At 53.2% G+C, this 24,904-nt stretch carries 30 protein-coding genes; 18 read left to right on the forward strand and 12 right to left on the reverse strand.

From position 1 onward, the window contains the following. Positions 1-29: 29 nt before the first annotated feature. The 3 genes from parA to umuD all read right to left on the reverse strand — a co-directional run bounded on the left by parA (position 30) and on the right by umuD (position 2,885). The gene (gene parA / locus EBC_RS01045; RefSeq protein ID WP_013199968.1) at positions 30-650 is read right to left on the reverse strand and encodes a ParA family partition ATPase; all 621 of its coding nucleotides are present in this window, start codon (positions 648-650) and stop codon (positions 30-32) included. 528 nt (positions 651-1,178) lie between these two features. Next, positions 1,179-2,453 (reverse strand): translesion error-prone DNA polymerase V subunit UmuC, encoded by a 1,275-nt coding sequence (gene umuC, locus EBC_RS01050; protein ID WP_013199970.1) that lies wholly within the window; start codon positions 2,451-2,453, stop codon positions 1,179-1,181. Positions 2,454-2,456: 3 nt separating this feature from the next. Next, the gene (gene umuD / locus EBC_RS01055; RefSeq protein ID WP_013199971.1) at positions 2,457-2,885 is read right to left on the reverse strand and encodes a translesion error-prone DNA polymerase V autoproteolytic subunit; all 429 of its coding nucleotides are present in this window, start codon (positions 2,883-2,885) and stop codon (positions 2,457-2,459) included. A gap of 117 nt (positions 2,886-3,002) precedes the next feature. Between umuD and EBC_RS24920 the strand changes: the two genes are divergently transcribed. Then, positions 3,003-3,215: a hypothetical protein gene (locus EBC_RS24920; protein ID WP_013199972.1), complete on the forward strand. Its 213-nt coding sequence runs from the start codon at positions 3,003-3,005 to the stop codon at positions 3,213-3,215. 289 nt (positions 3,216-3,504) lie between these two features. On the opposite strand, the gene EBC_RS01060 is transcribed toward EBC_RS24920, so the two are convergent. Continuing rightward, positions 3,505-3,702: a hypothetical protein gene (locus tag EBC_RS01060; protein ID WP_013199974.1), complete on the reverse strand. Its 198-nt coding sequence runs from the start codon at positions 3,700-3,702 to the stop codon at positions 3,505-3,507. Between the two features lie 181 nt (positions 3,703-3,883). Between EBC_RS01060 and EBC_RS24665 the strand changes: the two genes are divergently transcribed. Further along, positions 3,884-4,249 carry a hypothetical protein gene (locus EBC_RS24665; protein ID WP_013199975.1) on the forward strand — a complete coding sequence of 122 codons (366 nt, stop codon included), beginning with the start codon at positions 3,884-3,886 and terminating at the stop codon, positions 4,247-4,249. 222 nt (positions 4,250-4,471) lie between these two features. Here the strand turns inward: EBC_RS24665 and EBC_RS01070 are convergent, their stop codons facing one another. The 3 genes from EBC_RS01070 to EBC_RS01080 form a co-directional block, all read right to left on the reverse strand. Beyond that, the gene (locus EBC_RS01070) at positions 4,472-5,632 is read right to left on the reverse strand and encodes an IS30 family transposase (RefSeq protein ID WP_013199976.1); all 1,161 of its coding nucleotides are present in this window, start codon (positions 5,630-5,632) and stop codon (positions 4,472-4,474) included. 104 nt (positions 5,633-5,736) lie between these two features. Then, complete coding sequence (locus EBC_RS01075) at positions 5,737-6,033, reverse strand: chorismate mutase (protein WP_013199977.1); 297 nt, start codon at positions 6,031-6,033, stop codon at positions 5,737-5,739. A 341-nt stretch (positions 6,034-6,374) separates the two neighbouring features. Beyond that, a complete protein-coding gene (locus tag EBC_RS01080) occupies positions 6,375-6,584 on the reverse strand; it encodes a YdgH/BhsA/McbA-like domain containing protein (RefSeq protein ID WP_013199978.1) in 210 nt (69 codons plus the stop codon). Positions 6,585-6,967: 383 nt separating this feature from the next. On the opposite strand from EBC_RS01080, the gene EBC_RS01085 reads away from it, so the two are divergent. After that, the gene (locus EBC_RS01085) at positions 6,968-7,567 is read left to right on the forward strand and encodes a hypothetical protein (RefSeq protein ID WP_013199980.1); all 600 of its coding nucleotides are present in this window, start codon (positions 6,968-6,970) and stop codon (positions 7,565-7,567) included. Positions 7,568-7,731: 164 nt separating this feature from the next. On the opposite strand, the gene EBC_RS01090 is transcribed toward EBC_RS01085, so the two are convergent. Then, a complete protein-coding gene (locus EBC_RS01090; RefSeq protein WP_013199981.1) occupies positions 7,732-8,754 on the reverse strand; it encodes an AraC family transcriptional regulator in 1,023 nt (340 codons plus the stop codon). A gap of 62 nt (positions 8,755-8,816) precedes the next feature. Between EBC_RS01090 and EBC_RS01095 the strand changes: the two genes are divergently transcribed. Continuing rightward, positions 8,817-10,019, forward strand: a complete 1,203-nt coding sequence (locus tag EBC_RS01095; RefSeq protein ID WP_013199982.1) for an MFS transporter — start codon at positions 8,817-8,819, stop codon at positions 10,017-10,019. A 323-nt stretch (positions 10,020-10,342) separates the two neighbouring features. On the opposite strand, the gene EBC_RS01100 is transcribed toward EBC_RS01095, so the two are convergent. Next, a complete protein-coding gene (locus EBC_RS01100; protein WP_013199983.1) occupies positions 10,343-11,521 on the reverse strand; it encodes a 4-hydroxybenzoate 3-monooxygenase in 1,179 nt (392 codons plus the stop codon). Between the two features lie 97 nt (positions 11,522-11,618). Between EBC_RS01100 and EBC_RS01105 the strand changes: the two genes are divergently transcribed. From EBC_RS01105 to EBC_RS01165, 13 genes are all read left to right on the forward strand, one after another. Further along, positions 11,619-12,236 (forward strand): TetR/AcrR family transcriptional regulator, encoded by a 618-nt coding sequence (locus EBC_RS01105; RefSeq protein WP_013199984.1) that lies wholly within the window; start codon positions 11,619-11,621, stop codon positions 12,234-12,236. A 515-nt stretch (positions 12,237-12,751) separates the two neighbouring features. Further along, entirely contained in the window at positions 12,752-13,432 is a 681-nt protein-coding gene (locus tag EBC_RS01110) for a DNA methylase (protein WP_013199986.1), read from the forward strand. Further along, positions 13,432-13,605, forward strand: a complete 174-nt coding sequence (locus EBC_RS01115) for a hypothetical protein (protein WP_013199987.1) — start codon at positions 13,432-13,434, stop codon at positions 13,603-13,605. Before EBC_RS01110 ends, EBC_RS01115 begins: the two co-directional genes overlap by 1 nt. Before the next feature lie 95 nt (positions 13,606-13,700). Beyond that, positions 13,701-14,111 (forward strand): DUF1380 family protein, encoded by a 411-nt coding sequence (locus EBC_RS01120; RefSeq protein WP_013199988.1) that lies wholly within the window; start codon positions 13,701-13,703, stop codon positions 14,109-14,111. Positions 14,112-14,465: 354 nt separating this feature from the next. Continuing rightward, the gene (locus tag EBC_RS01125; RefSeq protein ID WP_013199990.1) at positions 14,466-14,891 is read left to right on the forward strand and encodes an antirestriction protein; all 426 of its coding nucleotides are present in this window, start codon (positions 14,466-14,468) and stop codon (positions 14,889-14,891) included. 41 nt (positions 14,892-14,932) lie between these two features. Beyond that, on the forward strand, positions 14,933-15,343 hold the full coding sequence (locus tag EBC_RS01130; protein ID WP_013199991.1) for a DUF1380 family protein: 411 nt from the start codon (positions 14,933-14,935) through the stop codon (positions 15,341-15,343). A gap of 686 nt (positions 15,344-16,029) precedes the next feature. Next, positions 16,030-16,170: a hypothetical protein gene (locus tag EBC_RS25665; RefSeq protein ID WP_013199993.1), complete on the forward strand. Its 141-nt coding sequence runs from the start codon at positions 16,030-16,032 to the stop codon at positions 16,168-16,170. Positions 16,171-16,368: 198 nt separating this feature from the next. Next, the gene (locus EBC_RS01140) at positions 16,369-18,372 is read left to right on the forward strand and encodes a ParB/RepB/Spo0J family partition protein (protein WP_013199994.1); all 2,004 of its coding nucleotides are present in this window, start codon (positions 16,369-16,371) and stop codon (positions 18,370-18,372) included. A gap of 52 nt (positions 18,373-18,424) precedes the next feature. Next, positions 18,425-19,150, forward strand: a complete 726-nt coding sequence (locus tag EBC_RS01145; RefSeq protein ID WP_013199995.1) for a plasmid SOS inhibition protein A — start codon at positions 18,425-18,427, stop codon at positions 19,148-19,150. A 692-nt stretch (positions 19,151-19,842) separates the two neighbouring features. After that, positions 19,843-20,142, forward strand: coding sequence for a hypothetical protein (locus EBC_RS01150; protein ID WP_013199997.1), 300 nt, complete (start codon positions 19,843-19,845; stop codon positions 20,140-20,142). A 122-nt stretch (positions 20,143-20,264) separates the two neighbouring features. Continuing rightward, positions 20,265-20,513 (forward strand): hypothetical protein, encoded by a 249-nt coding sequence (locus EBC_RS01155; protein ID WP_013199998.1) that lies wholly within the window; start codon positions 20,265-20,267, stop codon positions 20,511-20,513. 38 nt (positions 20,514-20,551) lie between these two features. After that, on the forward strand, positions 20,552-20,884 hold the full coding sequence (locus EBC_RS01160) for a DUF5983 family protein (RefSeq protein WP_013199999.1): 333 nt from the start codon (positions 20,552-20,554) through the stop codon (positions 20,882-20,884). Between the two features lie 203 nt (positions 20,885-21,087). Next, positions 21,088-21,399 (forward strand): DUF5983 family protein, encoded by a 312-nt coding sequence (locus EBC_RS01165; protein WP_013200000.1) that lies wholly within the window; start codon positions 21,088-21,090, stop codon positions 21,397-21,399. Between the two features lie 15 nt (positions 21,400-21,414). On the opposite strand, the gene EBC_RS01170 is transcribed toward EBC_RS01165, so the two are convergent. Continuing rightward, positions 21,415-21,960 (reverse strand): lytic transglycosylase domain-containing protein, encoded by a 546-nt coding sequence (locus EBC_RS01170; protein ID WP_013200001.1) that lies wholly within the window; start codon positions 21,958-21,960, stop codon positions 21,415-21,417. Positions 21,961-22,759: 799 nt separating this feature from the next. On the opposite strand from EBC_RS01170, the gene EBC_RS01175 reads away from it, so the two are divergent. Further along, a complete protein-coding gene (locus EBC_RS01175; protein ID WP_013200003.1) occupies positions 22,760-23,149 on the forward strand; it encodes a relaxosome protein TraM in 390 nt (129 codons plus the stop codon). Between the two features lie 27 nt (positions 23,150-23,176). Here the strand turns inward: EBC_RS01175 and EBC_RS01180 are convergent, their stop codons facing one another. Both EBC_RS01180 and EBC_RS01185 read right to left on the reverse strand, forming a co-directional pair. Next, entirely contained in the window at positions 23,177-24,484 is a 1,308-nt protein-coding gene (locus tag EBC_RS01180; RefSeq protein ID WP_231853653.1) for a sensor histidine kinase, read from the reverse strand. Next, positions 24,451-24,903 (reverse strand): oxidoreductase, encoded by a 453-nt coding sequence (locus EBC_RS01185; protein WP_013200005.1) that lies wholly within the window; start codon positions 24,901-24,903, stop codon positions 24,451-24,453. The genes EBC_RS01180 and EBC_RS01185 overlap by 34 nt, the downstream gene beginning before the upstream one ends. Between the last annotated feature and the right edge of the window lies 1 nt (position 24,904).

Below are 24,904 nucleotides of genomic sequence, written 5' to 3' on the forward strand. Positions count from 1 at the left end.
CTAATATGCTGAAATGAGTATATGAGTTTTTACTCAAATGATTCGATTATTTCTCGCGTCAGAATGGCTATCTCGCCCTTTGCTGCTCCATCGTTGGTATCGAAAACGCTCTCCCCCTCCATGACGGATTTAACGTAACTTTGGCGTTGTGTGATCGCAGTTTTAAACGGCTTAATACCCGTCTGAGCAATGCTATCTTTCAGGACATTAAGCATGGTGGCTTGTTCGATTTTCCGTGTGATGAGGAATCGAGCTTCTACCGGACGATTATAAGCCTGGGCTTCCAGTACCGTGACGACAGAACCGGCAGCGGAAAAATCCAAAGGGCTGGGTGTTACCGGGATGATAATAAGATCGCTGACCATCACCGCTGCGGAAGTAATAACTGACAGAGAACCGGCTCCATCAATAATCACAAAGTCATATTCAGCCAGATCTTTTCTTACCTGGTAAACGTCTTTCTCTGATGCTGCGGTGTAAACATCGAATGCTGCTTTCTCTGCTTTATTCCAGTTAGTGAGGCTCATCTGTGGGTCTGTATCTACAACTGCAATTTTTTTTCCCGAACTGGCAAGGCAGCTACTGACGTTGATCGCCGCAGTCGTTTTACCAGACCCCCCTTTGGGGTTGAGGAACGCGATAATTTTCATGTTTAACCTTATTTGTGTGTTTACTCATTTGAGTTTAATTATACACAAAAACACAAATGAGTAAATGTGTTTGTTGTGTGTAAATGAGTATAAGAGTTTTTTGAATGTTAGAACTGGCGGGAATTTTGGTTTAAGCCTCTATCAGGAAATTAAAGCCAACCTCCATCGTATTCATTCCTGCCCTGATTGGTCGCATCATTGGTTAGCGTCATATCATCGACCACGCAGTTACGTATCTCAGCGGTGCGGTATATTTCGTCAAAAAGTTCGTCAATCTGCTCTTTCAAATCGGCTTCATCGCTATACTTTAATAGTACCGAAAACTATGTTGTAAACGGTGTATTGTTGAAAATCGCAGCGCTGGACATTTATTTTGAGTATGTTGCTTATGCCCTGCTGACCCGGGGGGCGGGTAATAAGGTAGGGAAGTGGCAGGATAACTAAACAGAAGCACCGGGATCTCCTAAGTTAGTTAATAAAATATAGTTCACCTCAATAATAAGGTCTGGAACCAAAGATAGCCAGAACCTATCGCAACTTGGCCACAGGAATATCACTCCAGCGCGTAGTCCATGCAGGTGAAAGCATTTCCCGTTTCATTTGCCAGTCCTGCTGTGTTCCCTGGCCTGCGAACCACAGCTTACCCAGCCCGGAACCGTTGACCTTGTCCAGCACGGACAACAGTTCTGCGCTCTGAGGGCGTGGCGGCCGCTCGTCGAATAACGTCAGCTGAGCCAGAGCGCCAGAGCTGAAGTCGCCGAGCATCACTCCTGCCTTTGCATAACGGTGGCCATCACGCCAGATATGGTCAAGACTTTTCATTGCAACCGAGATGATGTCTCGGGTGTCCTGCGTGGCCACCGTCAGCTTTTCGCCGGCAACGTTACCGTAGTACGGTTCTCCGGGAGAAAAGGGCGACGTCTTGATGAAAGCCGAAACGTGCCGGCAGTACTGCCCCTCCTGACGGAGCTTTTCCGCCGCGCGTTCGGCATGTTTACAGATGGCCTGCCTGAGACCTTCAAGCGTGGTGACGCGCTCACCGAAACTCCGGCTGCAGACAATCTGCTGCTTTGCCGGTGGGGCTTCTTCCAGGGCAATACAGGATTCACCTTTAAGCTCACGGACGGTTCTTTCAAGCACCACGCTGAAGTTTTTGCGGATGAAGGCGGGGTTGCTGCGTGCCAGATCGAGCGCGGAGACGATACCCATCGCGTTGAGCTGTTTACTCAGCCGCCGGCCGACGCCCCAGACCTCTTCCACGGGCTGTCGCGACAGAAGCTTTTCAGTCCGGACCGGATTGTCCCTTGTCAGTGCGAGTACCCCCCCAAACTGTGGCCACTCCTTGCTCGCCCACTGTGCTGATTTTGCGAGTGTTTTGGTCAGCCCCATCCCGACGCCCACCGTCAGACCGGTAACGGCCTTCACCCTTTCGCGAACGCGGCGTCCGTAGTGTTCAAAGGGTTCAGAGTTGTCTATGCCGCTGATATCCAGAAACGACTCGTCAATCGAGTAGATTTCCGTGGCGGGCGCCATCTCCTCCAGTACAGTCGACACCCTGACAGACATGTCGTGGTACAGAGAATAATTACTGGAGAACACGTTAAGCCGCACCGGAAACTGCCGTGACCTTATCTGGAACCAGGGTTCCCCCATTTTTATGCCGAGGCGCTTAGACTCTGCGGACCTTGCGATTACGCAGCCGTCGTTGTTCGATAATACGATGACGGGGACATCCCTGAGCTCAGGGCGGAATACCTTCTCGCAGGAGGCATAAAAACTGTTGACGTCGACCAGGGCAAACATGCTTCAGCTCCGCGTAGCGTGCAGGAACCAGGTCACCACGCCGAAGATTTCCAGCGCGTCGGGGTCCGGGTAGATAGTCGGGAAAGCCGGATTCATGGGCTGCAGTGCGAGTCGTGGGCGCAGCTGCAGCACCTTAACGGTGAACTCACCATCCACTGCGGCAATAACGATATCCCCGTGCGACGGCTTTTCTGACTTATCGACAACCATCAGGTCCCCGTCCTTAATACCGGCATCGGTCATGCTGTTACCGGAGGCCCTGACAAAGTAGGTGGCGGCCCGGTGGCGGATGCAGAGCTCGTTCAGGTCAAGCGCGGCTTCGACATAATCTGCGGCAGGGGAAGGAAAGCCTGCCGCACACCGGTCGGAAAAAAGCGGCAGCAGGATACGCTCCGGCATGGAAGAAGGCGTGTGGAGATTTAAAAGAGGCATTGTTGAATCCTGACTATGCTGTATATATAACCAGTATAAATAAAGCTGCCTTTTTGTCACGGCCCTTTACATAATGCCGGCAAGAACAATGACCGTATCAGTTCAGGAGAAACGACCATGCTGTCCGCCATACGAAAACGTCTTTCTGCCGTGCCGCCCGCGCGGCGCAAGAGCTGGGGAGAGTGGTGCATGCTGGCAAGCGCACTGTGCATCGTTCCGCTGCTGGTCATGCATGACCTGAGCATCGGGGTAAAGGCGGTACTCCAGCTGCTGTGGGTGATTATTCTGGCCGCGGGGTTCTGGCTGGCCGGCAGCGTCAAAAAGCGCTGATAAAGGTGTGTCCGTGAGCATCGTGTGTCAGGGGAATATGCAAGGTGATGGTGCCGTTCCGCTTCCTCGCGCAGTCTGTTCGTTCCTCGCGCTGCTGCGGTACGCCTCAGACGGCCGCTGCGGCGAGCGGTGGGGGTGGGTGCAGACCGGTATTTTTGTGAGCCGGTAACCCTGTTTCCCGTTAATCATCCGGAGGCGGGGAACGCCAGTCGGAATATTTCCGCCGGCGGGCCGCGCCTGCCCGTCCGGCAGGACGACCCTGCATCCTGACTCCTGTTGTAAGAGGCGCCTAACTTTCTGCACGGCCGGGGGCATGCACAACGCGGTAAAGGGTGAGGTGCTCCCCGTTCTCCGCGGTATCGTAGTACACCTCCGCCTCGCGTATCTCATGGCTGCCGGCTTCCACCAGGTCAGCCATTTCGCGCAGGCTGGCGGCGAGGCATTTCGGTGCGGCGTGGATAAAAACGGGGGGTTTAGCGGTTCCCATAGAAATTCTCCTTTTAGAATGGTTTCTAGGGTAAACCATTCCGGTCGGGTAGGTAATGTGATTACTCCTGGTATCGGCCCGCCTGCACCGTACTTTAGTCGCATTCCCGGGCTCAGCTTAAGCTGGCATAATCCTTGCTGCCGGGCCCACTCCGCCGTCCCGCATTATCTGAGGCATCAGCATGAATGACTGGTTTGTTGTTTTTGAGGTTCACTCGCGCGGTGAAATCATCCGTTATGAGGTGCTGCTGATGGCTGAAAACGCGGGCGTGGCCATGCTTGGTGTGGCGCTGATGGGGCGCACGTGGTGGCCTGACTGCCTGAAGGAAGATGGCGCCCACTGGCACTGGGGCAGGGGGGACGTTTACCTGCACACTCTGTGGCAGGTTGACGACACCGTCTGCGCGATGCCGTCGGACTTTCGTTTCGTCGATCGCCAGACGGCGGCCGTCACCCCGGAAGGGGTGGTGGTGTATGATGAATGGGATGAACGCTGGGAAACGCTGTTTCGCTGGCGCTGGCAGGAAGGCCTTAACCTTCAGCGGTAAGTCCGGTTTACCGGGCGTGATATGCATTTTAACTGACTACCTGTTTACCGTTTCTCTGCTGTACCCGCAATGCCATGACGCAGGCGCACCGCCGGTGGCTTGCGGTTATCCTGACATATCTTTCAGTTCATAAGTCCGCCTTTGCCAGCTTCCAGCATGGATTCTGTTCACGACAAAAACACTCAAAATCTGTGTCGTATAGTTCCGCTAAGTGCTGTGAGTTCAACCGATGGATGCAACACATTGGTTAAAACGCTCTGCGGGTGATTCATAGTCTAACGTTTTTCTCGGCCTCTCGTTGAGCTGTCTGGCAACACTGTTTAGTCTTTGCTGGCTGTGAACTGATAAGTCAGTTCCTTTTGGAAAATACTGTCTGAGCAATCTGTTCGTATTTTCATTTGAGCCGCGTTGCCAGGGAGATTGAGGATCACAGAAATAAACCTGGATGTCTGTGGCTACAGTAAACCGGTTGTGGCTGGTCATTTCAGACCCCCGATCCCATGTTAGTGTTTTATAAAGCTCAACGGGTAATTCCCGGGCTTGTTTGATGAGTGCAGATATAACCGTTATGGTCTTGTTGTCTCTGATTTTAGCCAGCATAACAAAGCGGGAATGGCGTTCTACGAGAGTGACAATATAGGAGTTTTTAGAGCCCTGGATCAGATCGCCTTCCCAGTGACCTGGTATGGCTCTGTCTGCGGCTTCAGGTGGCCTTTCTCTGATAGTTATCGCATCCGGGATTGACCCTAATCCTTTCCCTTTAAGCGATGACGTTCTGGATCTACGCACAACTCTTCCGCTTCTGAGGCATTGCTGTAGTTCTTTTTTTAATGCTCCCCGGGTTTGTATAAAAAGCGTTTTATAAATCGTTTCGTGTGACACATGCATTTCCTGATTATCCGGATAACAGCGTTTCAGCCAACCGGCGATTTGTTCCGGCGACCAGTCCTGATGCATCTTTTCTGCAATGAGTTTACACAATGTGGGGCTTTCAATTAGCTTGCAAGGTTTTGGTCTCAGAGCACTTTCCCACGCAGCTGTATCTGCTTTTGCTGCACGGTATTGTTTTGCACCTCCATGCCTCTTGATCTCGCGGCTAATCGTTGAGGGGGCTCTTGATAATTTGTCAGCGATATCCCTGATGCTACGTCTTGCTACCAATCCTCTGGATATCTCCTCTCTTTCATCAAGCGAAAGCGCTAACCGGTGCCGCTTTCGAACAGGAGGACGATACCCACCAGTCTGGTGGATAGTCGGCATAACAGAAGAGTGATATCTGTCGAACATTCTGGCGATATCATGCAGGGAATCACCTTGCTTATATCTGTCCCAGATAATCGCCTTTTGTTCTGGCGTGTAGTGAATGCGAGTTCTTCGTTTCATGGCAACGTCCCCCCTTCTTTAAGGATAGCGTTGCATCGATCCGTAGAACTCACAGCCAGCAGCGGACATTCAACAGCTCTTATATAGTAACTTGACGCACGATTTCAGCGGTTTTCTTGTCGCAGTTGGTCGTGCTGATCGAGTTCATAATCGATAAACGCACCGATCATAGCCCGGTAGACCTTTTCGATAATCACTGTGGGAAGTCCTGCTTCATTCGCCTGTTTACTTACCTTATCGATTACCTGCTGGACGCGGTCTGGAGCACGCACGGCTGAATGGTCACTTTTGAAAGCTGCGGCAGCTTTAACACACTGGCTACGTTGCGCGATCATTTTAACCAGTTCACTGTCAATCTGATCGATACGGTTCCTAACATCCTCAATTGACGAAAAATTCATTTCAATCCACCTGACTAGTACATGAGTATGGCAGATTACATAAATCTACGATTTAAAACAGTTTTAAATTTGTAAAATCTGACTGAAAGAACGATAAACCAAAGAATTCAATCAAGAATATGTGGTTGTTGAGAGTGCGATAAAAGAGATAGGGCGAATGTCCGTTTCTCGCTCATAGCAGACCTGACTCGCGCGTCCACTTAGTGCCAGTAATGGACTAAGTGCATTTTAGATGGGCGCGCAAATTGATGTTATGTTCATTTCGCCCGTTTGGCGGGGACGGATCAAAAAAGGCCGCCACATGGGCGACCTCTTCCGGCAATTCTTTTTGCTACCATCCGTTATTTGTACAGTTCAGCGGTCATGTACACGCGGTTATTGCTGTTCACGCTGGTAATTTTGTACTGGTCGCCGTGCTGCTGTGCCTGTGCGGCGATCTGGGCTTCAGCGGCGTCAAGAGTTGATGCACATGCGGACACGCTCTGGGCGAAGCTACCGAAAGAAATCAGGGACAGGGCGGAAACTGCAACTAAAGTTTTGATTGATTTCATGGCTAAATTCCTTCTGAATTTTTAAGTTATGGAGGCTTTCCGCCTTCGATGAGAAGAATATTAATCCTGAAGGGCTTTAGGAGATAGCGGGTTGTTTTGCTGTTATCTGTCAAAAAATATGAACAAGCGTTGGGCGGTTGGCAGCGGTGAAGATTCGGATGTTATGTTTAATATGCAGAACTACTCAATCATCATGATTTTAATGTCTGCTTATCGCTCAAAGCGGACCAGTCACATCAGCATGTCTGTTTCGTGCTAGCGGCAGAAATTGGTTGAGAAATGCTTGTTATTCATAACCATATAGGTATTGTAAAGCAGTTCAAAATTCGAAAGGCAGGTGATAAATCTCCAGAGCTTTCACCTATTTAGAATAAGGATTCGATATGTACAAGCGCTGTTCTTCTCTACTTTTAGTTTCAATGATGGCTGTCCCTCTGGCCCAGGGTGCTAACCTGCGTGCTGCTGATGTAACCAAATTTGATATTGCCGGCGTAAAAACAGGCATGGATTATGGTGAGTCCGTAAAGGCCATCACTGAGCACTTTCATGTGCCAGCATCATCGCTCGACGTTGATAAATACCCAGCTGTAAATGTGGTAACAGGCGATAAGCAGCCACAGTATGTTGCTTACGAAAAAGATGGCGTCAAGCTGCTTGTGCACTTTGAAGGCCGTGTTCCACCAGATCCAAACCATGCGCTGGTTGTGTCCCAGATTTCTTACGAGCTGCCCTACTCCACTGAGAATAAAAATGCCATGGCCACTGCCGCCGTTAAAAAATACGGTGTCCAGTCAAACGCGCCTTACACACCGATGGTCTGGTGCAATACTCCCGGTAAGATGGCAACAATGGCATGCGGCCCCAGTCCAGAGCAACCGGTTCTGAAATTATCAGGCACGTCCCTGGCATTGAATGATCCCTCATGGACGAATGCGCGTATTAAATTGATAAACAGCAAGCAAGCCCGCCCACCCGGCTTCTGAACGTGGTCGAGGCCACCAGATCACGAGGGCTGCAACAGCAGCACTGTGCCAATAGCGGACATAAAAGAAATTGCGATATTTGAGTGGTGAAAAGCCGTTTCCGCTCAGTTTTTAATGTTGAGAGCGGCCTCCTACAGTGAATCCAGCAAATGCTAAAGGAACATTTACTCATTTACTGTATTAACGCCTCTCGCGGGTCGCCGACGCATAGCGCCCGGTGGATATCCATTGATGCGCTTAAAAGCTCTGCTAAACGCTGCCTGTGAGGCATAGCCAAGGCGTAGAGCAACGGTGTCAATTGAAATCTTATCGTGAATAATCCAGTGACCTGCGATGCGCATTCGCACCTCCCTTGCATAGCGCAGGGGAGGTATACCGATGATTGATTTGAAGCGTTCAGCAAAAACAGAACGTGACACATGCGACTGTGCTGCAAGTTCAGCAACAGACCACTCCCGACCCGTATCGCGATGAATGGCCAGAATTGCACGGGCGAGTCGTGGATCACGTAACGCAGCGATCAGGCCAGCTGCGTTCTCGCTGCCGTTTTCGATCCATCCACGCACAATCATGGCAGCCGCCACTTCTGCGAGGCGGGCCAGAATGCCCGCGAAGCCAGCGCGTCCGGAACAGATTTCAAATTTCATCGCGCCCAGAATGGGAACCAGCCCCGGATAGATCTGTTCATTTGCCTCAACCACTATGGCTTGCGGCATCAGTTTACCAAGACCCTGCATTCCACCGAGATCGAACTCCATACAGCCATAAAACAGAACCGTGCTGGGTGTCGGATGCGAACTCGGGCAAGTATCGATTCCGCTGACGGCCTCGCCTAAAGGAGCAGAGCCTAACGTGTCGATATGTTGAAATGAACAGCTGACATCCGATATAAGCTGGTGATCCTCACCCTGCGGCATGAATACCATGCTGCCGGCTTTCAGTTCGTGCAATGTACCATCGTGTGTGCGAAGCAGAGCAGTACCCACAGCGATGTAATGAAAATAGGCATGGCCCGGCCTATTGCTAAAACCGACGCCAAACTCAGAGCCAGTCTGTAAACGGCGATACTGCACGCCACGCAGGCGCATTTCCAGCAGCAATTCACTGATGAGCTCGGATGTAAGGGCAAAATGTCTGTTCACATGCATAATCGGAGTTTCGGGTAAAAAATCAGGATGTAGCATCATAGATCGTCCAGCGACTCAACTCTAGACTAGGCGTTATAATTTTTCTCCAGGTAGAGTGTGTTATGAGAAATGAAGCAACTGAAGCTGTATCCGCTAGTTTGAATAGTTCGGAACCCAAAGAATCCGCATGGATGGCCGTTATTTCACTGACTATGGGTGTGTTTGGCTTGCTGACTGCAGAATATCTTCCTGCCAGCCTGTTGACCCCCATGGCTGCCGATCTCGGTGTGACAGAAGCTCTAGCTGGTCAGGCTGTGACGGTAACGGCTGTGGTGGCCCTGTTTGCTGGTCTGATGGTTCCCCGCCTGACGCGTAATTATGATCGTCGAAATGTTTTGCTTGGTTTTACCGTGCTGATGATTGCCTCCAACCTGCTGGTCGCACTTTCATCCAGTCTGGCTGTTCTGTTAGTCATGCGCATTTTGCTGGGCATCGCGCTGGGAGGCTTCTGGAGTATGGCTGCTGCCGTCGCTATGCGGCTGGTCCCTGCTAAAAGTGTCCCGCGCGCTCTCTCCATTATTTTTAGCGGTATTGCTGTCGGTACCGTGGTTTCGATCCCGCTGGGGAGCTATTTGGGTGGGCTTTATGGCTGGCGTAGTGCTTTTATCGCTGCAACCGCAGTAGGCGTGCTGACACTGATTTTTCAGCTGTTTACCCTTCCTGGAATGGCTCCGCGTAGAATGATGATAACAGCCTCTGTCATGGATTTACTCCGTCGCCCAGGCATTGCGATGGGAATGACGGGGTGTGTGATTGCCCATACCGGTCAGTATGCGCTGTTTACCTATATTCGTCCGGCTCTCGAAAATATTGCCCAACTTGATGTGGATCGTTTGTCTTTGATACTGCTTGGATTTGGCATCGCTAATTTTATCGGTACGCTGCTAACCGGGTGGCTGATGGAGAGAAGCCTGCGTCTCACACTGATACTCATGCCAGCGCTTGTCGGTTTCGCGGCATTAAGCATGATTTTGCTGCCACTAGAGGAAAAAGGATTGGTGTTGTTCGTCGCGTTGTGGGGGATGGCATTTGGTGGCGTACCCGTTGCGTGGTCAAATTGGGTAGCGCGTTACGTTCCCGATCAGGCTGAAACCGCTGGCGGCATGGTAGTCGCAGCAGTTCAGTCCTCAATTGCGGCGGGTGCTGCGTTGGGAGGATTACTCTTTGGTATCAGCGGCGTAACAGGTGTTTTCATCACCGCTGGTTGCATAATGTTTTTTGCCACGCTCGTTATTGGACTAAAGGTGAGGGTCGCTCTGACCTGACCACTTCCCCTGTAAGAAAGTTTCAATGAAGGCCAGCTGAACCAGGTGGCTGGCCTGAAAAAAACAGCGAGATTTCCTCCTCCTTTTCCGCTCTATTTGTTATCCGCTAGTCGTTGTCAGCAGATCTTCAGCGTCAAGTGTTTGTCTGCTGTGTGCCAGAAGCGGACATATGTCTGGCCTCTATGAGTGCGTGGTTCTCCCCCCATTTCAGTCGTCCAGACAAGCAAAATCGAATGAACGCTGTTGATAATCAGTGAGGAGGTGGCGGCGGCCATGAACTTCCAGCCGCCTCTTTAAGTAGCTTATCGTTGGTTGGGTTGCCGTTAATTCGTGCCGCGTTGGTATTCGCCGTGCAGGCGCGCTGCTGCAGGGGAGGCAAAGAGATTATTCAGACGGGAGCGTGCCGTCATCTGGCGGAATGTACCTTGCTGGGCCGGATTGCTGGCATCATGCATTGTGTCTGTCATCCAGACTGCAAAATCCTGATAGTTCCAGATGCGTGGCAGGCAAGTATCGGTGTAGCTATCGAGGGTTCTCCTGTCCTGATTGCGCACGGCGTCCAACAGGGCCTGTGCAAGAACATCCACATCGTAAAGTGCCATGTTCATGCCCTTTGCACTGGCAGGCGGCACCATATGGGCCGCATCGCCGGCGAGGAAAAGATTGCCATACTGCATTGGTGCATAGACGACGGACCGTAACGGCACGAAGTCGATATTGTGCACCACGGCATTCTGGATAGTGTCATCGTTCAGGCGGACGCGAATTTCGTCCCAGATGCGTTTCTCTGGCCAGTCCTCGGCAGTGTCGGTCAATGCGCATTGCAGATAATAGCGACTGCGCTGCGGCCCGCGCGGCAACTGGCCGACAAAGCCGTGATCGCTGACAGCCATGATCGGATCACCTGTCACCGGGGCCTCAACCAATGCGGCCATCCAGGCATAGCCGAACTCATGAACATACCGGGTCAAAATTCCATCGGGAATGGATGCTCGGCTGACGCCACGATCGGCATCGCACCCGACGATAAAGTCGCATGCTATCTCGTGATGGCCGCCGGCGTCGGAATAGGCCACTGAGGGGCGGCGGTCCGCCTCATTGGTGATCACCACGTCGGCGACCTCGAAGCGCACATCGCCCGCCATGGCGTCGATCAATTCCCGCAACAGGTTGTTGACCAGCATTTGCTGAGTGCAGAACCGGCTCTGCGCGTCTCCCTCGGCACCGATATCAAAAATGCGGCCAACGCCATTGACGCGATAATCGATTGTCTGGGCGACGGGGCCAGCAAGGAGTTTGTCGGCCAGTCCCCAGCGCTCGAACATCTCCACCCCGCGCGCCTCGACAACTCCTGCTCTCTGGCGAACCTCGACATAAGTGCGATTGCGCCGCTCCAGTACCACGCAGGGTACGCCGGATTTCTGCAGAAATGTTGCCAGCGTCAGACCAGCCACCCCCGCCCCGATAATGGCAACCTTCGTTTCTTCGTAACTTATAGTCATGTTTCTTCCTTCAATCGTTTCACATTGAAATTCATGAAGTTAAAAATATAATCTTTTAGTTACATTCGGTAGTCACATACGCTGGCAGAGGTTTTGAATGCGAAAGAAGATCGATATCTCCTTGAAAAAAGAAGCGAAACAACAGCGAGCGATCGCAACAGTTGCGGCCATCGTCGAGGCCGCTACTTACATTTTGCGGAAAGAGGGACCCGCCGGTTTTACGGCTAACAAGGTCGCAGAGAAAGCCGGAGTGAATATATCTTCTTTCTATCAGTATTTTCCAAATAAGGAGGCGCTGCTCTTTCACATCACCAAGCTGAACTGGGAGCGGCAGTTGCGGCAACTCACGCCCATCCTCATCCAGACTGGCCCCGAACATTCTCGCAAGTTGCGCGATTTCATTCGCGAGTTCTTCGTAATCGAAGCAGCCGAGGCGGACCTACGACAGGCTCTGAGGATCGCATCGATTGACCTGAGAGAGACCGACGAATTTAAGGCGCTGATCTCCAAAGGAGCCGATCTGACCAGAACCTTTATCGAAGCCGCAGTAGGCTTGCCGGATAAGAGCGACCTCGATTTCACTGTGAACTTTATCGTGCTGCTCGTGACCAGCTTTGCCGAAAGGTCTACGAATGAGGGATTTACAGGAGCCGAACTCATTCGTCAGGCCGATCTGCTGACCGACATTTTGGTCGGGCATTTTAAGATCGCCTGAACAAAAAGATGTAAAAAAAGCTTGTGACGCGGTACACATCCCCAAAAGCCGAGATTTCACGTCCGACTTCTTTGACTAGCAAAGTTTGCTTAGTGTGACTTCCGCTTCTCGCTCAAAGCTGCCTTTCTGGCCTTATCAAACATTTCTGATTTCTGTTGAAGATGACACCATTTCGAAAAGTTCCCGGGATTAAATGCCCACGGATGCTCAACGGGCCCCGGGTATCCAACGCCACAATAAAGGTTGTCGCTTCGCTCCGCTGCTGAGCCGTCGTCCGTCCGCTGGCCGGTCGCCGGCACCTGTAAGTGCCGTGCCCTCACTGTAGCCGGGCCGCTTCGCCTGCAAGGGTTCACTTCGTCTCCATCCTCGCCCGTTCCCCACCGTACGCGGGACGTTCAGTCCGCTCCGGTGGCGCGTGCGGCCTGCGGTGTCGCCCCTGCCTGCTCCGCTTTACGCCCGTCTGTGTGGAGGTCACGGCACCAGAGGGGTGTCCCCATCAGCAGAGGAGTGTGCATATGTCCCGTTTCATCCAGGGTGACTGTATTCAGATTATGTCCGGCTTTCCGGACAGGGCCGTTGATTTCATTTTGACCGATCCACCGTACCTGGTCGGATTCCGCGACCGTTCCGGGCGCACCATTGCCGGCGACAAAACCGACGAGTGGCTGCAACCCGCCTGCCATGAGATGTACCGCGTGCTTAAAAACGATTCCCTGATGGTCAGTTTTTACGGCTGGAACCGGGCTGACCGCTTTATCAGCGCCTGGACCGCCGCCGGCTTTCGCATCGTCGGACACTTTGTGTTTACCAAGACCTACGCCTCTAAATCCGCCTACGTTGGCTACACGCATGAGTGCGCCTACGTGCTGGCAAAGGGCCGTCCGCGCCTGCCGGAAAAGCCGCTGCCGGATGTGCAGGGCTGGAAGTACACCGGCAACCGACATCATCCGACCGAAAAACCCGTCACCAGCCTGCAACCCCTGATCGAGTCCTTCACACATCCGGGCGCTATCGTACTCGATCCCTTTGCAGGTTCCGGCTCATCCTGCGTCGCGGCGCTCCAGTCCGGGCGCCGGTACATTGGTATCGAGCTGATGGAAAAATACCATCGTGCCGGTCAGCAACGCCTTGCCGCCGTGCAGCGTTCCATGCTGCAACCTGCCGCCAACGGCGACTGGCTGCCGGAGGCCGCGTAATGAACTATGCCGGATATGAAGAACTCCGCGCCGACGTGGCGGCGCTTTCAAATGAAATGTGTGATTTGCGGACCCGGCTGAACGGGCTGGAATCGGGCTGGCGATGGGATTCCGACTCTGCCCGAACGGCTGGCGCGGCAGACGGTATGCCGCATCAACGCGCTGTTTCTTGAAGCCTACAAAGAAGTGCTGGCGCTGGACGCCGCCTTTCAGGACTGACCTCACGCGGCCGGGGAACCCCGGCCACAACAATACTGACGGAGTAAACATGATGTACGGAACCCGAAAAGAAGTGACCCGCCTGATAAAGCGCGCCTTTGGCGGTGAGGAAAAGCTGGCGCTGCTGGTCTGGACGGAACAGGACGTGATGGCGCAGGCGGAGGACATGACGGCGCAGGAGGCCGACGCGATTTTGTGTGCGATAGGTAACGCCGGACTGTACGGCCATATGGACGAGGGCATTTCGTCACGCACGGTGCGGGAACTGCTGGCCGGGCTGCGGTCAGGCCGCAAGACGGTGACACTGGACGCCGGCCTGCTGGCACGCGTGATGCGAACGGCCGAGCATGCCCTGAATGCTGAAGACGGCGCGGCCTGGGATGCAGGCGCAGGCACGCCGCCGGCGGTCCGCGACGGGCTGGCCGATATTGCCCGCGTCCGGGCGCTGCTGGCCGCCTGACGGAAGACTCACGCCGCCCCGCGCGGCGTGAGGGTTGAGATCAGAAATGATGATGTCGCTTCGCTCAGCTGCTGACCGGCTCCTGTCTGACGCCAGGAACCTTGTGGAAGTAAACTCTGCCGGCCACGTCGTTGTGAGGGCTCACGCCGTGCCCGAACCTTAGCCGGGCCGCTGCGCTCGCAAGAGTACGCTTCGCCGTCTCCTCACCCGTTCGCAGCCTTGACGGGCATTCAGCCCGCAAAGGCTTTGCGCTGCGGCCTGCGGTGACGCTCCTGCGCTCTCCACTTTTCGCCCGTCTCTGGTGTGGTCACGGCGCAAGCCCGCGCTGATAACCCTGTTAATACCGGAGAAGCTATGAACACACAGACCCCTGCCGCCTTCCACGTCGATCGCTACGTGAAGATGCGCTTTCTTCCGATGCTGTTTTCCCACGATTACGTGCGCGCGGAGCACAACGTTTTTCTGTATGCCAGCCGTTTCCTGTCGGGGTATGACGGGTGCGAGTGGGAGTTTATCGTGCTGAAGAAAGGCGGGGGCTTCATGCAGCCGTGCGCGGCGGAGTGGCACTTTGTCAGTCCCGATAACGGCGCAGACCTGGCGCTGTCTGCCGAAGCGGCGGGGCTGGTGATCACCGCGCTGGTGCTTAACCACCGCAGCTGGATGTACGACCGCCACGACGAGCCGGAACTCTGTGAGCACTACTGCCAGCGCTTTCGCCAGTTGCTGGCCTATGCCGAAACCCATTGTGAAGCGGCCGCGATTTTCCGCGCGCTGGACTGACAACAGCGGGGCGGCGGTGCCGCCCCTAAAAGGAGAGGAAGATGTACGGAACCGTAAACGAACTGGCTGCCAGGCTGCTGCGTGACTATCCCGCTGACGAGATGCTGACGCTGATTATCTGGTCCAGGGAGGATGTGCGCGACTTCGTCGCAGACCTGATGCTGACAGAAGAGGAAGCAGGGCGAATACTCGCAGACATCGACAACCTGCATGAAACCCACGAATGCGGCGTGGGGGAGGTCACCGTCAGAATAATGGCGGAAAATATGCGGGAGGAAGCAAGGGCGCTGCGGGACGTAACCGTCCCCGCGCACGCGCTGGAAAACGTGGTCAGACTGGCTGCTGAATTTCTGCGCATGGCAGAAATTGAGTGCGGCGAGGGGGCGGCGAAAAGGTTATACGAGCAGGGGCCTGATGCCGTGGCGAAAATCCGCAGGGCGCTGGAGGGATAAGGTAAGGGGCAGGGAGGCCCCGGAGCACCTTCCGGCATCGAGAAAACCGGGCGCCGCGTGGCGCCCACGCCCTGAAAGGGTCCGCCTGCGGCGGACTAATCAGGCAGTGGCTAATTTAATGCAAGAAAGATGTTAATGTACCAAATTTATTTAGGTGTAATTTAAGTTAAAGTAAAAGGGTGAAGTATTTTATTTAGGCGTGTTGCTAATTGTTTTTTAATGGTTTGAATCCGTTAATTTGTAGATTTAATATATTTATATCTAATTTGATTTTGGGTTTTTATATCCTAATGCATTGATATATCGATTTGGTCAGTTTTATATGTGGGGTCATTGAATGTAGGGGTTTGTATTTAATCGTTATTTTGATGTGTTTTAGTTGATTTTTTTGGTGGAGAGGATATGTGATATTTTTTAATACTCCACTGGGCCCGCTGGAACCTAGGAAATGATTTCGTTAACTATGAATTTTATTTTTCCGGAATTATATATTTTCGCGTTGATATTATTCATAAATCGTTCAAAGACAGATGCAGCCTCCTGATTATTCAGTTCCGGGAACCCGGCCCCCTTCGGCTCCCCGTCCGTGCCGGCCTGGTCGTCGAGCCCTACTCCGCTAACCGGCAGGCCGGTAAGCTCCGCCGAACCGCAAAGGGCCGCGTTTCGGGCCTGCCGGCTAGGGTCTGATGGCAACGTCAGGGGCAACCCCCGCAGCCAGCCACGGGCTGGCGCATATCACTGGCCGCGTTGCGGCCGCTGAGGACCGTCCGGCGTGTGCCGTCCGGGGCTGCCCCACGTTCGTCACCACCGTGGTGATGTTCTCCTGAGTTCCTCCGCCGCGCAGAAACCTGCCACACGGGGGCCGCCGTTCAAGGGTCGCTGACGCTAAACGCCGGCGCCCGGTCCCTGCGGGCTGCGGCCTTGTCGTTTCCCCCTGACCGCCGTCCTTTCCCGCGCGGCCGTTCTGCCTGTTGCGGCGAAGGATCTCAAAGAATCATCACTTACAACACAGCAGGAGAAGCAACATGGCACAGCAGAACGTCAACACCGCAGCAAAAGAAACTCAAGAATCATCAGCGCCGAAAACCAGAAAACGCACGGCTAAAAGCGAAGCCGGTAAAACGGCTGGCGTGGAGAAGGTGCTGCAGGCCGCCACCCTGGTGAGTGCGCCGCTGTCCCGACTGGAGCTGTCACCCCATCAGGCCCGCAGACGTAAGCACGCTGACGACCATATTCGCGGCCTGGCCGATAGCATCAGCGGCGTGGGACTGCTGCAGAACCTCGTCGGACATGAAATGGCAGGCGGGCAGATTGGAATTGCCGCCGGTGGCGGTCGCCTGCTGGCGCTGCAGCTGCTGCAGGGGGAGGGGCGATGGCAGGATGACCGTGCGGTGCCGGTACTGATCGTCCCTGAAAACATGGCGAAAGCCGTCTCGCTGACCGAGAACGGCCGCCGCTGCGATATGCATCCCGCCGAACAGATTGCAGGGTTCCGCAGCATGGCCGAAGACGGCAACACCCCGGCGCAGATTGCCGACCTGATGGGCTACAGCACCCGCCACGTTGAGCGCTGCCTGCGGCTGGCAAACCTTGCCCCGTCACTGCTCTGCCTGCTCTCAGAGGACCGTATCACGCTCGACCACTGCCAGGCGCTGGCGCTGGCCGATTCCCACGAACGTCAGGAGCAGGTCTGGGAAATCGCCGTCAGCAGCTGCTATGCGACCCCCACGCCGCAGCGCCTTCGCGCTCTGGTGACGGAGAGTGAAGTCAGCATTGCGGACAGCGACCTGTTTTGCTTTACCGGCGCGGAGGGCGTGGCCGCCGTGGGCGGCGAGGTGCGCCGCGACCTGTTCAGCGACGAGGACGGCGGCTTTGTGGATGCGCTGACGCTGGAGCGGGCCGCACTGGCGAAGCTCTCCGGCATCGCGGCAGACGTGGCCGCGCGTGAGGGATGGGCGTGGAGCGAGGCCAGGCTGACGCCCGTCGCCAGCTGGGGAGAGGACGCGCGTCTTTTCCGGCGCTACCCGGTGCCGGAGCCTGTCTACACGCCGCAGCAGGCTGAAAGGCTTGAGCAGCTGGACACCCTTATTCAGGAAGCCGGAGAAGAAGAGTATGCCGCCCTGGATGCCGAACTGGCAGCACTGCATGATGCCGGTGAGGCCGCCGACTGGATTGATGACGTCCGCGCCGCAGGCGGCGTGGTGGCCTCGCTTGACGATGGCGTGCTGACCCTGCAGCGCGGCCTGCTGCGCATCACGGAGGAAGAACGCGCAGCCGCCGAAGCCCGCCAGGCGGCTCAGGTCGTGACGGTGAAGAAAGAACCCGCTGAGGCAGACGCCTTTTCCGCCACGCTGGTTAAAGAGCTGTCCTGCGAACGGACGCTGGCCGTGCAGGCCGCGCTCTGCACCCGTGCGGATATCGCGGTCACGCTGATGACCTGGCACCTGGCGCGGAAAGTGTTCAGCGGTTCATACCGCTATAACGACCCGTCACGCGTTCAGCTGAATGACAACCAGTCGGTGCTCAGCGCCTGCTCAGGCTCCGGGGAGGCCGGGAAAGCGTACCGCTTCCTGATGGAGGAAAAGGGCCGCTGGCAGCTGAGGCTTCCCACCGGCTGGGATGAGGATATGGGCTGGCTGCTTGCGTGGAAAGAGGAAGACCGTACCGCACTGCTGGGCTTCCTGTCGGCCCTGTCCGTGGACGGCATTCAGGAACGCCTGTACGGCAGTACGCGCACTAGCGCCCTGGATGGACTGGAAACCGCCATGGGGTTTGACCTTTACGCGTGGTGGCAGCCAACGGCTGAAAACTATTTCGGGCGCATCAGCAGGCCGCTCATCTGCGCCGCGCTGACGGATGCGGGGCTGACCGGAAAGGCCAGCGACGCGGCGAAGATGAAGAAAGGGGATGCGGCAGAGCTGGCCGCTGACGAACTGGCCGCCCGCCGCTGGCTGCCGTCCTGGATGATGCCGGTTACAGGCCCGGAAGCGGGTACGGCCGCGACGGATGATGTCTCCGACGCCGCCTGATAACGCCTGGCCGCCCCGCTGCGGGGCGGCATCACCCATTAAAGGAGCCACTATGAGCCACATTCCCCGCCATCTCTCGCTTGTTCCGGCCTGTCCGTACCGTCAGGCCGTTGCCGCCGCCACTGCAGAGGTGGTGAAACGCCAGCAGGGGCGCGCCCTCTCCGGCGACCACCCGTGGGCGAATGCCTTTCTCCGGCACTTCTGCGGGACGAAAACTATCCGATCCGGGCATCTGCGGCGCGTGGTGCCGGAATACTTGCCCCGCGACCGGCATGGCCCCGGCGCCGCCAGTTATCTGCGTGCGCTGGACGTGCTCATACGCACGCGGGGCGAGTGTTGCCCGCTGCCGCTGTCGTCACACACGGGACAGCTGCTGTTCCCGGAAAACCTGACACGAACCGCTGAACGTCAGATCCGGCGTGTGGAGCTGCGGGTGAACAAACGGTTATCACGGGAGGAGAGGGAGCGGGAACAGAAGCGCAGGCGCTACCAGAACCGGCTGGCCCAGGCGGAAATTGATCTCGCGTTTCACACCCCGTCAACGGTCAGCAGCTGGTACAGCCGCTGGCAGCACCAGGATTTGTATGAGGACGATTTGCAGTCGCGGGTGTACGCCTGGCTCAGGCGCTTCCCGTCCGGCCAGCAGGCTGATCCGATGGAATGGCACGGCGTGAAGCTGTGGCGTCAGATGCTGGAGATCAGCGACATGGCCGGGGAGTTGGCTCCAGACCAGCAGCTGGCCGACCGCATGGTGCTGCCTGACCGTCTGCCCGGATAAAAACCGTCGGCGTCTCAGTGAGCAGGGACGCGGATGAACCGGAGAGAACGGGCCACGGCCCTGGCGGGCCGGATAACGCCGCTGCTGACGCACCGGCCTTTCTCCAGCGTGTGTAGCATTACCCCTGCGTGATTCCTGGCTGTGTTATGGGATGTCTCTGGTTACTTGTCTTCAGGGGATACAGGTTTCGGAATAACATATTCATTCACTTTTTCATGCTCATCGTTTTATCGCCAGCCCGGGCGTCTGCCCCTTCGGGGCACCACGCTGTCATGCTGCGCACCGAGCCGGCAGGCCGTCTCTGCCCTTGCCCGTTCCGGGCCGGCGGGTTTCCATCGTCTGACGCAACACCCCTGCAGCCAGCCGCGGGCTGGCGCATTTCACTGGCCGCGCTGCGGCCGCTGAGGACGCCACGCCGTTCCGTCGCGTCGGGTGTGTTCATGCCCGTTTGTCAGTCCGGCTGCACATCTCCCGGTAAGTCCGTTCGCGGAGGGCTGGTCGTAGCACCGCCATCCGTCTGCCCGCAAGGGTGCGCTTCGCCGTTCCTCGCCCGTTCGCACTCGCCTGCGGCTCCCTTGCGCTGCGGCCTGCGGTGACGCCCGTGCGTTCAGCCGTCTTTCGTTGCTCCTTTGCCCTTCGCCGCGACTGAACTCAACGAAAGATGAACTGATAACCGAAGCGGGGAAACCAGCATGAACACACATAACGTCAACGTCAAAACCGCCACGCCAGAATCTTCCAAAAGATGGGGTGAAACAAACCTGACGGAAGACCAGTTTTTCGACCTGTGCGAATACGTCTGCGCCAACGGGAAGTTCTGCGGCTGGTCGGGCGTGGACTGGCAGGAGCTGTCCCGCTATCAGGCCGTGGCTGAACCCGGCGACTGGCCGGAGGGGCTGACGCTGTATCTGGCGGATGGCTGGCCCGTCGCGGTGTACCAGTTTGACACCGGATACACGGTAATTGAGAAGGCACTACTGACCGCGCCCTGAGCGCTGAGGAGGGAAAACAGGAGACATCAGAAACGAAGAGGGCAGGGTTTCCCCTGCCCGTCCGAACCGGAAAACCCTGACAGGGGAATTTTCGGTTTCCAACAAACATCAAGGAACCACCCATGAATATTGTCGAAGTCAGCATCATTGCACCCCCTGCCGGGGAAGTAAATAGCGGGAATGCCATGCGGCATACGCGCATCAGCCGGGAAGACGTGGTTGAACGGGATATTGCGCCGGAAATCCGCGCGCGCAGTCGCCACGTGGCGCACTGCGTGCAGAAGCGTCAGACCGTCCGGGTGCCCGCGATGCGCGTGAGCGAATGGGGCCAGTTTCTGCGTGGTCTTGAACTGAAGCGGGCGCTGGCCTGATAACGGAGGGCCGTCCCGTAAGGGGCGGCACAGGAACAATGGAAAAAAATGAAAATGCGCTGCTCCGTTACATCATGCTGAGCACCGCCCACCTGAGCCATCAGGATGCGCTGACGCTGGCTTACCTCAGCGATCCGATCGACAGCGCGGAAACCTGCACCCATGAATGGATCCACAGTACGGGTATGCATAACGGATTTATCATCCGACTCACCGCCCGCTCTGACGCGCCGGGTGAGCTGCGCACGCGGGGTATTTCTGACGCGCTGTGCAGCACTCTCGAATTACTGTCCCGGTCGCTTAACGTGTCGATGATCCATTTCGACCGTGATGCGGACGTGCTGACGGGCCTGCCCGTTTATGAAGGGTAAATAATATGAGGCGGGGCCGTCCGGCCCGCTGCAAAAAAATAACGCGGGCCTCCTGATACTGTGCCCTGAACAGGGATCACGGAGCCGTATTATCCGTCAGAAAATACCGGATAATACGGAAATATTATCAGGGAACAGGGAAGAACTTACCGCGACCTGAAAAAATGTGTCCCGGTCATAACCGGGAACGGGAGGATTGATTAATGGATGAGAAACAAATGCGCGTGCTGACCTGCTCAATGAACAATATCACCCGGCGTGACGCCGTAATACTGGCAGAGCTGAGCGGGGAACAGGCAGGTAATGGGCCGGAACGGTGGGTGGTTAATATTTTTTTTGGCTTTATGATCATTCCCGGGAAGCTGGCTATCCCGGCAATGTGTATGCGCAACGCCGGGCTGTCTGAAGACGCCATCAGGCTGCTTACGGAGGCGAGAGAAATTAACGGGGCGGACGTGGTGATAATTGATCGCGATGCGAAGCCGCTTGAAGGATGGCCCATGCAGCCGTGGTGATAAATAAGAAACCGGTCATCTGACCGGTTTTTTTATGACTTGCGTCGTGGGTTCGTCATTATTGTCAGTATCCGTTTTTGCAGCGATGCCAGACTGGTTATTCCCACCTGCAACGATTGCCCTTGCCAGGAGGACTCTGTAAATATTTTTAATATCATTCGCGTAGGCGTTTCGCTGCGTGATGAGCTTTGGTGAAGGGCCGGTATTATACATGCCGACGCTGCTCCAGTTTTTACCGTAAGACCGGAAGTTATGGGCGAGAACCCATGCGCCGGCGTAAACGCATATACAGGGATCGTCGAGCAGGCGCGCGCGATCAATATTGAATTGCTTCAGTTTTTTATAATGAGAACTGTTGACCTGCATCCCGCACACATCTTCCGTTTTATTCCGGTTATCCCCGTTTACCGCATCTGCTATAAGCCTGGACTCTTTAATTGATATTGCCGTGAGCAGCAGCGGGTCTATCCCGTAATCGTGTCCGGCACGGGTAAAGCACATTTCAGGCTTTGCCTGCGCGGTAAATGCGGCCGTTAATGCCAGTACTGCAAACCATTTCATTAGGGACAGTCCCGTGACGTGGAGGAAATTAAATACAGCGGGTTTCCAGGAAAATAGCGCGTCAGATCACCCGATGCAAGATAATTCGTTACAGACGCGCACGGAGCGCTCAGGGGTACCCTGCAAAGGCAGGGGCATAATAAAAGAAATCAGCAGGATGACGGTATTTAACAAGCCGCTTTTGGAAGGTTAAGTTTAATCACACCCCACGCAAGATGTAATCTTGCGGTTTTTGGATTTAATAACATATGATTACCTGATTTATGACATGGTATTTTACATGTATGGCGTATGTGGTGTGCTAATTAGCACACTTTTAAGTGCCTAATTGTGTGTTGTAATGGTGCCTGATTGTGTGTCTTTGCGGTGCCTGATTGTGTGTAAATCAGGCACTGTAACAGGCACCGTATGGTGTGTTAATTGTGGTTATCACTATTTAACAATTATCTATGGAAAGTTGGCCCCATGATAGTGCTGGATTAACACACATAATTATGATGAGTAGTGCCTGATTAACACACTTTTTTTGAGGTGTGGTGCTCAATTAACATACACAAGAATCGCTAAGGTGCCGGATTAACACACTGTCAATTTGCTTCAGGTGCCTGATTGACACACATCAGACTGACGCAGGAAACTAATTTGTAGTGCCTGATTGACACACAGTGAAAACCTGATGAATAATAAAAAAAGCATATTAGTAAAAAGTTGAATTGTGGGTGCTTTACAGTACTGGTTATAACGTAAAATATGCAATGTCAGGCGTGGCTGTATTCTGACGTGGCGCTAAGGAAAAAAAATGGCAAGAAGAAATATTTACTTTAAAGAAAAAACCGAGCGTGAAGTACATGAACTTGTTCAGCTCGAACTGCAGAACGGCGCAACGCATGGCGAGATAAATTTTTCATCCGTGGTAAATGAACTGGTAGGCATTGGCCTGATGGTAAAAAAACATCAGGGTGAAGGTAGTAAATTCGATGAGGAAGGTTTTAACAGGGACCTAATACGTAAAGTCTCTGGAAGCAGGGAGGGGATCAGCACCATGATGGCAATGCTGTCAGAAATGTATCTGCAGCTCAGGGGGGAGAATGCTGCTGGCGCGTTGGAGGCCCTCATTGATAATAATCTTACAGGAATAAGTGATGCGGAAGATAAATCTGAGAGGAAGCATTTTTTAGACCAGGAATGAGTAAATTGGGCCTTTGGCCCATTTTTGTTAATCTTTCTTATTATTAATAAGTGGTATATAAACAAAGAAAACAGAACCAACTTCTAATGTAGATCTAACCTTGATTTTAGCATTCAGGGTTTTTAGGTGGCTTTTTATTATTGTTAATCCCAATCCTAGACCCTGTTTAGTTTCTGATTGCATACCTTGATTGAATGGTTCGTATAAACGATTTAGCTTTTTTATATCAAACCCACAACCTGTATCACTGACTTTGATAAAGAGGTTGTTATTAGTTAAACGAAGGGTGAGGTTTATTTTCCCTCGGAAGGTGTTTTTATTGGCGTTATCTACTAAATTGTGAATTATAGACGAAACTTTTTGCTTATCAGATTTTATGCATAAATCAGATTTAGATGATTTTACTATAAGTTCGTTATGGTTTTTGATATTAAAGAGATGCTCAATGTCTTCAATAATTTCAGACAAAGCAAATATGGTTTTTTTTATCTCAATATTACCAATCTCAATCTTGGAAAATTCGAGAATTTCCTTGGTTTGGTGAAAGAGCTTGTTTGAATGATATGTTATGTTTGCTAGGTATTTTTCAGCTGACAATATGTCCCCTCTAAGATCGATCATTTCACGTGACATTTGAATTTTCTGTATTGATCCAGAAAGTTCATGATAGATTGCAGAAATGAAGATATTTTTTTCTCTCAGTGATGCTTTGAGTTTTGATATGTGTTTCCAGAGTAAGAGCATCAACAAAAAGAGAAGGAAAATGCTAGCAAGTGCAGTAGCCTCCGTATATGACGAATTATCTTGAATGATGGATTTAATCTTATTAAAGTTTCTAATTTGAATTCTATATATTATTTCTTGAAGATCGATTAGTGTTGGTTGAATACTGTCCATTTTTTTTAATATTTCTTCTTTTCTGTTTTTATATGGAATGTTCTTTTCATAAATTCTACTAAGTGCTTCACTTTGACTTTCCAATTTGTTAAGTTTAGCTAAAAAATCCTCTTCATAATAAAATGAGTTTATATTTATTGATTTATTTTTTAATATGTGAACTTTGGAATCAAAAATACTTTTTTTAATCGCAAAGTTATCAAGGTTATCTTCATCATAAGCTGCAGTTCTGGTCCGTTCAAACGCAAGGAAGAGTATCTCTGCCGTTGAATAGTTGTCCAGGTTAGGCTCCATGCTTGCGTACTGGTCCTTGATTCCATTGAATTTATCAATAGTAACCACAACTGCTACTGTAAAGAGCATTGATAAAATCAGATAGATAATAAGAGAGGGCCGGAAAAATCTCATTCGACCACCTCTATTTTCTTGATCTGCCAAACTGTTTTGGCATTAACATCAAGACTGTTAAGTTCTGGGTGCTGATCTCTGGGGTAGATTATTGCAAAAGGGCCTAAGTCGGATACAGGCATCATCGTACCATTTTTTTTATAGGCAATGATTGCGTTGAATTTCTCAAGTTCTCTTAAAGGTATTGTATAGCTGTAATCATCTAGCGCATAAACACGTAAAAGCCGCCCTTGGACGTTGTAGCTCTTAGCAAAGCTCGTAAGAGTAGCCCCTTCAAACTCTGCAAAAGGGGTGAAGTTTGTAGATGTTGATATCTTCGATACCGATAATTTCTGGAGATCAGCCGTAGAAATGGATGTTTCAGTGCCATCATTAGCTAGAGTTAATGTTGCCGAAAATGCAGCTTTACAGAAGAGAATCCCTAAAAAGGTGATGACTATTTTATTCATT

The organism is Erwinia billingiae Eb661, from assembly GCF_000196615.1.
GTDB lineage: Bacteria > Pseudomonadota > Gammaproteobacteria > Enterobacterales > Enterobacteriaceae > Erwinia > Erwinia billingiae.

Bases quoted from the DNA above. Each gene is read 5' to 3' on its own strand.
- EBC_RS01105 (WP_013199984.1), top strand. From the start codon at position 11,619: ATGCGAAAGAAGATCGATATCTCCTTGAAAAAAGAAGCGAAACAACAG.
- EBC_RS01125 (WP_013199990.1), top strand. From the start codon at position 14,466: ATGAACACACAGACCCCTGCCGCCTTCCACGTCGATCGCTACGTGAAG.
- umuD (WP_013199971.1), bottom strand. From the start codon at position 2,885: ATGCCTCTTTTAAATCTCCACACGCCTTCTTCCATGCCGGAGCGTATC.
- EBC_RS01165 (WP_013200000.1), top strand. From the start codon at position 21,088: ATGGATGAGAAACAAATGCGCGTGCTGACCTGCTCAATGAACAATATC.
- EBC_RS01120 (WP_013199988.1), top strand. From the start codon at position 13,701: ATGATGTACGGAACCCGAAAAGAAGTGACCCGCCTGATAAAGCGCGCC.
- EBC_RS01060 (WP_013199974.1), bottom strand. From the start codon at position 3,702: ATGGGAACCGCTAAACCCCCCGTTTTTATCCACGCCGCACCGAAATGC.
- EBC_RS01130 (WP_013199991.1), top strand. From the start codon at position 14,933: ATGTACGGAACCGTAAACGAACTGGCTGCCAGGCTGCTGCGTGACTAT.
- EBC_RS01115 (WP_013199987.1), top strand. From the start codon at position 13,432: ATGAACTATGCCGGATATGAAGAACTCCGCGCCGACGTGGCGGCGCTT.
- EBC_RS01175 (WP_013200003.1), top strand. From the start codon at position 22,760: ATGGCAAGAAGAAATATTTACTTTAAAGAAAAAACCGAGCGTGAAGTA.
- EBC_RS01100 (WP_013199983.1), bottom strand. From the start codon at position 11,521: ATGACTATAAGTTACGAAGAAACGAAGGTTGCCATTATCGGGGCGGGG.
- EBC_RS01110 (WP_013199986.1), top strand. From the start codon at position 12,752: ATGTCCCGTTTCATCCAGGGTGACTGTATTCAGATTATGTCCGGCTTT.
- EBC_RS01070 (WP_013199976.1), bottom strand. From the start codon at position 5,632: ATGAAACGAAGAACTCGCATTCACTACACGCCAGAACAAAAGGCGATT.
- EBC_RS01185 (WP_013200005.1), bottom strand. From the start codon at position 24,903: ATGAATAAAATAGTCATCACCTTTTTAGGGATTCTCTTCTGTAAAGCT.
- EBC_RS01090 (WP_013199981.1), bottom strand. From the start codon at position 8,754: ATGATGCTACATCCTGATTTTTTACCCGAAACTCCGATTATGCATGTG.
- EBC_RS01085 (WP_013199980.1), top strand. From the start codon at position 6,968: ATGTACAAGCGCTGTTCTTCTCTACTTTTAGTTTCAATGATGGCTGTC.
- EBC_RS01140 (WP_013199994.1), top strand. From the start codon at position 16,369: ATGGCACAGCAGAACGTCAACACCGCAGCAAAAGAAACTCAAGAATCA.
- EBC_RS01145 (WP_013199995.1), top strand. From the start codon at position 18,425: ATGAGCCACATTCCCCGCCATCTCTCGCTTGTTCCGGCCTGTCCGTAC.
- umuC (WP_013199970.1), bottom strand. From the start codon at position 2,453: ATGTTTGCCCTGGTCGACGTCAACAGTTTTTATGCCTCCTGCGAGAAG.
- EBC_RS01080 (WP_013199978.1), bottom strand. From the start codon at position 6,584: ATGAAATCAATCAAAACTTTAGTTGCAGTTTCCGCCCTGTCCCTGATT.
- EBC_RS24920 (WP_013199972.1), top strand. From the start codon at position 3,003: ATGCTGTCCGCCATACGAAAACGTCTTTCTGCCGTGCCGCCCGCGCGG.
- EBC_RS01075 (WP_013199977.1), bottom strand. From the start codon at position 6,033: ATGAATTTTTCGTCAATTGAGGATGTTAGGAACCGTATCGATCAGATT.
- EBC_RS01155 (WP_013199998.1), top strand. From the start codon at position 20,265: ATGAATATTGTCGAAGTCAGCATCATTGCACCCCCTGCCGGGGAAGTA.
- EBC_RS01170 (WP_013200001.1), bottom strand. From the start codon at position 21,960: ATGAAATGGTTTGCAGTACTGGCATTAACGGCCGCATTTACCGCGCAG.
- EBC_RS01095 (WP_013199982.1), top strand. From the start codon at position 8,817: ATGAGAAATGAAGCAACTGAAGCTGTATCCGCTAGTTTGAATAGTTCG.
- parA (WP_013199968.1), bottom strand. From the start codon at position 650: ATGAAAATTATCGCGTTCCTCAACCCCAAAGGGGGGTCTGGTAAAACG.
- EBC_RS01160 (WP_013199999.1), top strand. From the start codon at position 20,552: ATGGAAAAAAATGAAAATGCGCTGCTCCGTTACATCATGCTGAGCACC.
- EBC_RS01150 (WP_013199997.1), top strand. From the start codon at position 19,843: ATGAACACACATAACGTCAACGTCAAAACCGCCACGCCAGAATCTTCC.
- EBC_RS25665 (WP_013199993.1), top strand. From the start codon at position 16,030: ATGGCAACGTCAGGGGCAACCCCCGCAGCCAGCCACGGGCTGGCGCAT.
- EBC_RS24665 (WP_013199975.1), top strand. From the start codon at position 3,884: ATGAATGACTGGTTTGTTGTTTTTGAGGTTCACTCGCGCGGTGAAATC.